Origin of the sequence: Arthrobacter agilis (assembly GCF_002953615.1) — a bacterium.
Lineage (GTDB): Bacteria > Actinomycetota > Actinomycetes > Actinomycetales > Micrococcaceae > Arthrobacter_D > Arthrobacter_D agilis_B.
The window spans coordinates 675,863-684,174 of the sequence record NZ_CP024915.1; the positions used below are offsets into that span (position 1 = coordinate 675,863).

At 70.7% G+C, this 8,312-nt stretch carries 10 protein-coding genes and 1 pseudogene; 7 read left to right on the forward strand and 4 right to left on the reverse strand.

Annotation, left to right across the window (positions count from 1 at the left end; genetic code table 11):
* Both CVO76_RS03310 and CVO76_RS03315 read left to right on the forward strand, forming a co-directional pair.
* Positions 1-751: pyridoxal-phosphate dependent enzyme (locus CVO76_RS03310; protein WP_208740661.1), on the forward strand; the 751-nt coding region annotated here is incomplete at its 5' end.
* Positions 752-763: 12 nt separating this feature from the next.
* Complete coding sequence (locus tag CVO76_RS03315; RefSeq protein WP_208740662.1) at positions 764-1,366, forward strand: rhomboid family intramembrane serine protease; 603 nt, start codon at positions 764-766, stop codon at positions 1,364-1,366.
* 6 nt (positions 1,367-1,372) lie between these two features.
* Here the strand turns inward: CVO76_RS03315 and greA are convergent, their stop codons facing one another.
* Together greA and CVO76_RS03325 are read right to left on the reverse strand one after the other, a co-directional pair.
* Positions 1,373-1,864 carry a transcription elongation factor GreA gene (gene greA / locus CVO76_RS03320; protein ID WP_133081996.1) on the reverse strand — a complete coding sequence of 164 codons (492 nt, stop codon included), beginning with the start codon at positions 1,862-1,864 and terminating at the stop codon, positions 1,373-1,375.
* Positions 1,865-2,068: 204 nt separating this feature from the next.
* The gene (locus tag CVO76_RS03325; RefSeq protein ID WP_244186167.1) at positions 2,069-2,503 is read right to left on the reverse strand and encodes a DUF4307 domain-containing protein; all 435 of its coding nucleotides are present in this window, start codon (positions 2,501-2,503) and stop codon (positions 2,069-2,071) included.
* Between the two features lie 94 nt (positions 2,504-2,597).
* Here CVO76_RS03325 and mca point away from each other — a divergent pair, with 94 nt between their 5' ends.
* Both mca and CVO76_RS03335 read left to right on the forward strand, forming a co-directional pair.
* Positions 2,598-3,497, forward strand: coding sequence for a mycothiol conjugate amidase Mca (gene mca, locus CVO76_RS03330; RefSeq protein ID WP_208740663.1), 900 nt, complete (start codon positions 2,598-2,600; stop codon positions 3,495-3,497).
* 82 nt (positions 3,498-3,579) lie between these two features.
* Complete coding sequence (locus CVO76_RS03335; RefSeq protein ID WP_208740664.1) at positions 3,580-3,897, forward strand: hypothetical protein; 318 nt, start codon at positions 3,580-3,582, stop codon at positions 3,895-3,897.
* 27 nt (positions 3,898-3,924) lie between these two features.
* On the opposite strand, the gene trhA is transcribed toward CVO76_RS03335, so the two are convergent.
* Positions 3,925-4,677 (reverse strand): PAQR family membrane homeostasis protein TrhA, encoded by a 753-nt coding sequence (gene trhA, locus CVO76_RS03340; protein WP_208740665.1) that lies wholly within the window; start codon positions 4,675-4,677, stop codon positions 3,925-3,927.
* A gap of 182 nt (positions 4,678-4,859) precedes the next feature.
* Here trhA and CVO76_RS03345 point away from each other — a divergent pair, with 182 nt between their 5' ends.
* Both CVO76_RS03345 and CVO76_RS03350 read left to right on the forward strand, forming a co-directional pair.
* A complete protein-coding gene (locus CVO76_RS03345; RefSeq protein ID WP_133081999.1) occupies positions 4,860-5,627 on the forward strand; it encodes an isoprenyl transferase in 768 nt (255 codons plus the stop codon).
* 279 nt (positions 5,628-5,906) lie between these two features.
* On the forward strand, positions 5,907-7,217 hold the full coding sequence (locus CVO76_RS03350; protein ID WP_244186288.1) for a PhoH family protein: 1,311 nt from the start codon (positions 5,907-5,909) through the stop codon (positions 7,215-7,217).
* A 91-nt stretch (positions 7,218-7,308) separates the two neighbouring features.
* Here the strand turns inward: CVO76_RS03350 and CVO76_RS03355 are convergent, their stop codons facing one another.
* Entirely contained in the window at positions 7,309-8,064 is a 756-nt protein-coding gene (locus CVO76_RS03355) for a hypothetical protein (protein ID WP_208740667.1), read from the reverse strand.
* A gap of 57 nt (positions 8,065-8,121) precedes the next feature.
* Here CVO76_RS03355 and CVO76_RS03360 point away from each other — a divergent pair.
* A pseudogene (locus CVO76_RS03360) lies at positions 8,122-8,312 on the forward strand (prepilin peptidase); the annotation flags it as partial.

The following is an 8,312-nucleotide window of genomic DNA, read 5'->3' on the forward strand; positions in this document are numbered from 1 at the left end:
GATCCTGGAGCAGGTGCCCGACGTCGACACCATCCTGATGGGTGTCGGCGGTGGCGGCCTCCTCGCCGGCGTCGCCGTGGCCGTCAAGGCGCGTGCGAAAGAGCTCGGCCGGGAGATCCGCATCATCGGCGTGCAGGCCGAGAACGCGGCGGCCTATCCGCCCTCCCTGGCCGCCGATGCCCTCGTCCCCCTGACCAAGGTCTCGACGATCGCGGACGGTATCGCGGTCGGCCGCCCCGGCCAGCTGCCCTTCTCGATCATCCGGGAACTCGTGGACGACGTCGTGACCGTCAGCGAGGACTCCCTTGCGCGGGCGCTGATCTTCCTGCTGGAGCGTTCGAAGATGGTCGTCGAGCCCGCGGGCGCCGTGGGGGTGGCGGCCCTGCTCGACGGGAAGCTCACCGAGAACGGCGCACGACCCGGCAACACCGTCGTCGTGCTCTCGGGCGGCAACATCGATCCGATGCTCATGCTGAAGGTGATCCAGCGCGGACTCGCCGCGGCGGGCCGCTACCTCGTGGTGCGCATGCTGCTCGACGACCGGCCCGGCTCCCTGGCCACCATCTCCCGGATCATCGCCGAGTCGGACGCCAACGTCACCGGTGTGGACCACACCCGGGTGGGCGGATCCATCAGCATGGGCGACGTCGCGATCACCATCAACATGGAGACCAAGGGCGACGAGCACTGCGAACAGGTCCTCAGCAACCTGCGCGCGGAAGGCTTCCAGCCCCAGGTCATCCAGGGCTGAGGAGCCTCGACGATGACACCCCTCGCCCGGCGGGCCCGGACGGGGCTGGTCACCGTGGCCGGCCTCGTCGCCGTGATGTGGGCGGCGCTCCTCCTGGACGCGGTCCTCGGGAACGGCCTCGTGCGCACCCTCGGGATCGCACCGCGGCGGCTGGAGGGTCTCGACGGCGTGGTGTTCGCTCCACTGCTGCACTCCGGCGCGGGGCACCTGGCCGGCAACACCCTCCCGCTGCTCGTCCTCGGGTTCCTGGCCTTCCTCGAGGGCGCACGCCGCTTCCTCGTGGCGATCGGCGTCAGCTGGATGGCCTCGGGCCTCGGCACGTGGCTCTTCGGCGGAGGACTGACGATCGGGGCGTCGGGCGTCGTCTTCGGCCTCTTCACCTACCTCGTCACGCGCGGGTTCTACAACCGGGACTGGAAGCAGATCCTCCTCGCCGTCGTCCTGTTCGCCGCCTACGGATCCATCCTGTGGGGCATCCTGCCGGTCGTCGGTCCGAACATCTCCTGGCAGGCGCACCTCTTCGGCGCGCTCGGCGGCGTACTGGCGGCGTTCCTGCTCAGACGGGAGCGGCCCGCCCCCGGAGGGACGGACCGCTCCTGGTCCGGGCAGGGCTAGCCGGCCTCAGCCGACGTACGGTGTCGCCGAGATGATCTCGACGGTGATCTGCTTGCCGTTGGGCGCGGTGTAGGTGACGGTGTCCCCGGCCTTCGTGCCCTGGATCGCGGCGCCCAGCGGGGACTTCTCGCTGTAGACGTCGATATCGGTGTCGCCGGCCACCTCGCGGCTGCCGAGGAGGAAGTTCTCGACGTCGCCCGCGATCTTCGCGGACACCATCATGCCGGGCTCGACGACGCCGTCGTCGGCGGGTGCCTCGCCCACGTGCGCGTTGTTCAGCAGATGGGTGAGCTGCCGGATGCGTGCCTCGGCCTTGCCCTGCTCCTCCTTGGCGGCGTGGTAGCCGCCGTTCTCCTTGAGGTCGCCCTCGGAGCGGGCCTGCTCGATGCGGGCCACGATCTCGGTGCGGCCGGGACCGGACAGGTGCTCCAGCTCGCTCTTGAGTCGGTTGTAGGACTCCTGTGTGAGCCAGGCGACGGGTGCGCTGTGAGTGGACACGGGATATCTCCTTCGGTACGGCCTCCACCGGTCGGGGCGGGGCGTGTGGTCGCTTCACCGGGGAAGGGCGGGGCCGTCACCACCGGCAAGCAAACACCCCGCCTCCTGGGACCGGAAGGCCGGTGCACCGGTGAAGCGGGGCGATACGTATCCCTCCAGTCTAGAGGGGGGAGGGCCATAACCCAAGAAGGTCGGCTCCCGGGCTCAGTCCCCGACGATCCAGCAGGCGTTGACGCCACCCGAGACGGCAGGCGAATCGGTGCGGACATCGACGCGATGAGCGGTGGTGCCGCCGTCGTTCACGCCCTCGTCGGCGCTGTTCGGACCGATGGTGACCACCTTCCAGCCGACCACCGCGTAGTTCTCGCTCAGCACCTGGACGGCGCACTGTGCCGTGTCCGAGCGGTCCTTCGTCACTTCGAAGTCGACGCCGGCCCGGCCCTCCGAGGAGAGGGAGAACCCGACGTCCTTGGAGGAGACGGCGGGGCTCCCGGAAGTCAGGGCGACGGCGGCGACCGCGGCCACGGCCGCCAGGACCGCCGCGACGACCAGCATCCGCACGCGGCCCATCGGCTTCTTCGGCTTGGGGGTGCCGTAGCGATTGGCTACTCTTGGTGTTGGCGTATCGGCGGAGCTCACGCTCCCATTTTACCGTCCCCACGGCGGCCCCTCCGGCCGTCCCCTTCCCGCATCGAGCCAGGAGCACGTGTTGTCGAGCCAGGACCATCCCCGCGTGTCCCAGAAGGGCTTCCGCCTCCTCGCGGTCCATGCCCACCCCGACGACGAGTCGAGCAAGGGCGCGGCCATGATGGCCCGCTACGTCGCGGCAGGAGCGGAGGTGCTGGTCGCGACCTGCACGGGAGGCGAGCGCGGCGACATCCTCAACGCGGCGATGGACGACGACGCGCATGGCAAGCGCGACCTCCCCGGCCTGCGCCGGATCGAGATGGCGCGGGCCGTCGCCGAGCTCGGCGTGCAGCAGCGGTGGCTCGGCTTCACCGACTCCGGGCTGCCCGAGGGCGATCCGCTGCCCGACCTGCCCTTCGGCTGCTTCGCGCTCCAGCCCCTCGAACGCGCGGCGGCTCCGCTCGTGAAGCTCGTCCGCGAGTTCCGTCCGCACGTGATCATCAGCTACGACGAGAACGGCGGCTACCCGCACCCCGACCACATCATGGCGCACCGCGTGGCCGTCGAGGCGTTCGACGCCGCGGGTGATCCGGAGCGGTATCCCGGGACGGGTGAGCCGTGGGCGCCGGCCAAGCTCTACTACGACCGCGCCTTCAACCCCGAGCGCTTCCGTGCGCTGCACTTCGCGCTCGAGGAGGCGGGCCTGCAGTCGCCGTACGCCGAGCGGCTCGCGCAGTGGCTGGAGGCGGACGCCGAGGGCCACCAGCCTCCCGCCCCCGTGCACCCCACCACCACCCAGATCGACTGCGGCGACTTCTTCGGGCACCGGGAGCGGGCTCTCCTCGCGCATCGGACGCAGGTCGACCCGGAGGGCTTCTTCTTCGCCGTGTCGGTCGAGCTGCAGCAGAAGGTGTGGCCGTGGGAGGACTACTCCCTCATCACGTCGCGGGTCGGGTCCTCCCTGCCCGAGGACGACTTCTTCGCGGGCATCACGCCGGAGTCCTAGGTCCGCGGTCGACTTCTATCCCGCGTAGAATTGCTGGCGGCGGGCTGCTCGGCCCGCCGCGAGCTCCGAAAGTGGTGGATGCGTGTTCCCTTCCCTCAGCCTGGCTGCAGCGACGACGCCGTCGGGCGACCCGACGCTGAAACCGGGGCTGGATCCGTCCTCGGTGACGCCCGGGACACTGGGTTTCCTGGCGACGCTGTTCGTCGTCGTCCTCGTGATCTTCCTGATCCGGGACATGGTCAAGCGCATCCGGCGCGTCCGCTACACCGCGGAGGTGGAGCAGGCACGTGCGGAGCGCGGGAGGACGGACGGTACGCCCGACGGGGAGGGCCGGTTCCGGGGCCCGGACGACATCGGCCGCCCAGGGCCGGGCGGGACGCACGGCCCGGACAACCGCTGACGGGGCTCGGGCAGGGCTGCGTGCCGGTCAGGCCCGGATCGGGTCCGTCACGGCGAGCATGATCGCGATGAAGTGGGCGGCGAAGGCCGCCACCGTGAAGGCATGGAAGAGTTCGTGGAAGCCGAAGAGGCGCACCGAGAAGTTGGGGCGCTTGATCCCGTAGAACACCGCCCCGGCGATGTACAGGACGCCGCCGACGCAGATCAGGACGGCCGCGGGCACGTTCGCGGCGAAGAAATCGGGCATGTAGAACACGGACGCCAGGCCCAGGGCCACGTAGACCGGCACGTAGAGCCAGCGCGGTGCGTGGACCCACAGGTTGCGGAACAGGACGCCGGCGATCGCGCCGCTCCAGATGATCCACAGCAGCGTCCCGGCCTTGCCGCGCTCGAGCAGCGCCCAGGCCAGCGGCGTGTAGGAACCGGCGATCACGAGCATGATGTTCGTGTGGTCCAGCCGCTTCAGGACCACCTTGACGCCGGGACTCCAGCTGCCGCGGTGGTACACCGCGCTCACGCCGAAGAGCAGCACCCCGGTCAGCGCGTAGACGGCGGAGGCGATCCGGAGTCCCGGCGTCGGGGCCAGGACCACGAGGACGATCCCGGCCGCGACGGCCAGGGGGGTGGCGACGGCATGGATCCAGCCCCGCCAGAGCGGCTTGGTCGCGATCGCGTCCGCGAGGGGACCGGCCACCGCGTCCACCGCATTCCCGAGGGCCGTGTCAGGGCTGCCGGCGGGATCCGGCGGGCCCGGGACGGGGGCGGGACGGCGCGGGGTCATGCCTCGGATTCTAGCCGATCCGGGGCTAGGTTACCCACGGGTAACCTCTGGTCCACGGGCACCGAACGTCCCTGGTCGGCCTGGTGTCAGGCAACTGCCGGTACGGTAGGAGGGGGCACAGGGAGCCCGCATCGAGAATCTCCTCCGGCCGGGCCGGAGCCGACCAGGGGAGGCAGCCGGGCGTGACGTGGAAGTTCCCCGAGGTCGGCTACAGCTTCTACGAGCGCAGGCTGCAGCGACACCTCGCGCCCGAGCGCATCCCGCACCACATCGGCGTCATGGTGGACGGCAACCGTCGGTGGGCGAAGCTCGCGGGTGCGCCGACGAGCCACGGGCACCAGGCCGGCGCGGACAAGATCCACGAGTTCCTGGGCTGGTGCGAGGAACTCGGCGTCGACGTCGTGACGCTGTACATGCTCTCGACGGACAACATGGGCAGGCCCCAGGAGGAGATCGACCAGCTCCTCGACATCATCGCGAACACCCTGGACCGGCTCGGCGAGAGCAACCGGGTGCGGGTGCAGCCCGTGGGCGCCCTCGACCTCCTGCCCGACGACCTCGCGGAAAAACTCGTGGGCCTCGCGGCATCGACCGAGAAGATCGACGGCCTCCACGTCAACGTCGCCGTGGGGTACGGGGGCCGGCGGGAGATCGTCGACGCCGTGAAGGAACTGATGCGCGACGCCGCGGCGAAGGGCATGTCCCTCGAGACCCTCGCCGAGGAGCTGACGGACCAGCACATCTCGTCCTTCCTCTACACGCGCGGCCAGCAGGATCCGGACCTGGTGATCCGGACGTCCGGCGAGCAGCGGCTCTCCGGGTTCCTGATGTGGCAGAGCGCGTACAGCGAGTTCTACTTCTGCGAGGCGCTGTGGCCCGATTTCAGGCGCGTCGACTTCCTGCGGGCGCTGCGGGACTTCGGCCGCCGCCAGCGCAGGTTCGGGTCCTGAGAGTTCACCGGACCGTAATGATCGACATGCCGGAGAGACCTGCGCCGCGTCTCCGGACGGCGTAGGGTCTAGCCATCGGGTGGCGTTCAGATCCCCCGATGGAAGGCCGCTGATGACGCCGACGGTGCTGACAGGCATCTCGTACGAGTCGGGGAGGCCGCGACCGGCCTCCGGGCCGGATCGTCCACCCCACCCTACGAATTCGGGGTGTGCGCACCCCGGAGCGGAGTTTCTGTGGCTACAACCACCACGTCCCGCCAGGACGCGACCACCGGGACCATCGACACGGCCGCGGCGGCCGGCCGTCACAGCTTCGTCCTCGACACATCGGTCCTGCTGTCCGACCCCCGTGCGATCCTGCGGTTCGCCGAACACGAGGTGATCCTGCCCGTCGTCGTCATCTCCGAACTGGAGGGGAAGCGCCACGACCCCGAGCTCGGGTACTTCGCACGGAAGGCCCTTCGGCTGCTGGACGACCTCCGGGTGGAGAACGACGGACTCGACAGGGAGATCCCCATCGGGGACGAGGGCGGGACGCTGCGCGTCGAACTCAACCACGTCTCACCCGAGGTGCTGCCCGTGGGTTTCCGCAGCGGTGACAACGACTCGCGGATCCTCGCCGTGGCCAAGAACCTCGCCGTCGAGGGACGGGACGTCACGGTGGTCTCGAAGGACCTGCCGATGCGCGTCAAGGCGTCCGCGATGGGCCTGCGGGCCGACGAGTACCGCAACGAATTCGTGAAGGACTCCGGCTGGACGGGCGTGGCGGAACTCGAGGCGACGGTCGAGGAGGTCAACGCCCTGTACGACCACGCAGCCGTCTTCACCCCGGGAGCGGCCGAGCAGCCGGTGAACACGGGCGTGATCATGCTCTCCCCGCGCGGCTCCGCGCTGGGACGGGTCGGGACGGACAAGCAGGTACGGCTCGTCCGGGGCGACCGTGACGTCTTCGGGCTGCACGGGCGTTCCGCCGAGCAGCGCCTCGCGATCGACCTGCTGATGGACCCCGAGGTGGGGATCGTCTCCCTGGGCGGCCGGGCGGGTACCGGCAAGTCCGCCCTGGCCCTGTGCGCGGGCCTCGAAGCGGTCCTCGAACGGCGGGAGCACCGCAAGGTGGTGGTCTTCCGCCCCCTCTACGCCGTGGGCGGCCAGGAACTCGGGTACCTGCCGGGCAGCGAGAACGAGAAGATGAACCCCTGGGCGCAGGCGGTCTTCGACACGCTCGGGGCCCTGGTGTCGCAGGAGGTCGTCGAGGAGGTGATGGACCGCGGCATGCTCGAGGTGCTGCCGCTCACCCACATCCGGGGCCGCAGCCTGCACGACTCCTTCGTGATCGTCGACGAGGCGCAGTCCCTCGAGAAGAACGTGCTGCTCACGGTGATGAGCCGCATCGGGCAGAACTCGAAGATCGTCCTGACCCACGACGTCGCGCAGCGCGACAACCTGCGCGTGGGACGGCACGACGGCATCGCCGCCGTCGTCGAGATCCTCAAGGGCCACCCCCTCTTCGGGCACGTCACCCTGACGCGGTCCGAGCGTTCGCCGATCGCGGCCCTCGTCACCGAGCTGCTGGAGGGCGCGGAGATCTAGGCACGCAGGACCGGGCGTCCGCCGGCGTCGTCCAGCCGGCGGACGGAGGTCCGGTCCGGGCAGGGGAACCGGTGTGGACCCCGGAAGGGGTTCAGCCGACGACCCAGGGGACGTGCCGGCTCACGTCGCTGAGCTCCGGGGGCGCGGCGCGGAAGTAGTCGTCCGTCAGGTACTCGTCCACCCCGAGGATCTGGAGGTCGTGGCCGGCGCCCCGCGCCGGTCCGTCGAGGGCCGTCGTCGAGACGCAGACCGCCGTGCCGAGGTCGATGGCGACACGCGTCGCGCCCGGCCCCACGAGCGGCCTGCCCGGAGCGGCGGACACGTACGAGGCGTTCGGCCGGACGGTCGCGGTGAGGACGGGCCGGCCGGCGAAGCTCCCCTCGGCGAGGTCCTCGACCTCCACGCGCTCGGCGCCGGGGAACGCCATGGCCACCGGGGCGTTGCCCGCGAGCTCGACGGGATCGAGCATCGACGACCAGCGCGGATCGGCGAACACCGCCTCGCCGTAGGCCGCCTCGGGCCGGCGCCGCACCAGCCCGGCGTCGTCGTACACGGGTGTCACGAGGCGCGGCGCCAGGAGCCACGACTTCCGGGTCGCGCTGACGTAGAGCGCGTCGCGGGAGGTCTCGTTGCCCGTCGTCGAATGCAGCAGCGAGCCGTCCGCGGCTTCCACGCGGAGCGCCGCGGGCCGGCGGAGCCAGGCCTTCAGGGGTGCGGGAGTGTCGAGGCCCTGCTCCGACGGCGCGCGCCACGTGATGGTGAACCGGAGGGTCTCCCAGCGCCAGGGGGAGGAGCGGCAGAGCGAGCGGAACGTCTCCTCGGAACTGGAACTGTGCTGGGCCGACATTGCCACAGTCTAACCGGCTGCCCCTCCCGGGATCAGGGGGTCGCGTAGCGTGGGGGCGTGATCGTCGTGCTCAGCGGATACCTGGGGGAGGAGCCCGTCGCCTTCGCGTTCCTGGCCCTCGCACTCGCGGCCTTCGTCGTCGTCGGCCTGCGGCTGGGCGTGATCGACTGGCGCACGCACAGGCTCCCGGACCGGATCGTCCTGCCCGCCTATCCCGCGGCCGTCGCCCTGCTCGGGGCAGCGGCAGT

Coding starts and splice junctions, on each gene's coding strand:
- CVO76_RS03315 (WP_208740662.1), top strand. CDS start 764: ATGACACCCCTCGCCCGGCGGGCCCGGACGGGGCTGGTCACCGTGGCC.
- trhA (WP_208740665.1), bottom strand. CDS start 4,677: ATGACCCCGCGCCGTCCCGCCCCCGTCCCGGGCCCGCCGGATCCCGCC.
- CVO76_RS03355 (WP_208740667.1), bottom strand. CDS start 8,064: ATGTCGGCCCAGCACAGTTCCAGTTCCGAGGAGACGTTCCGCTCGCTC.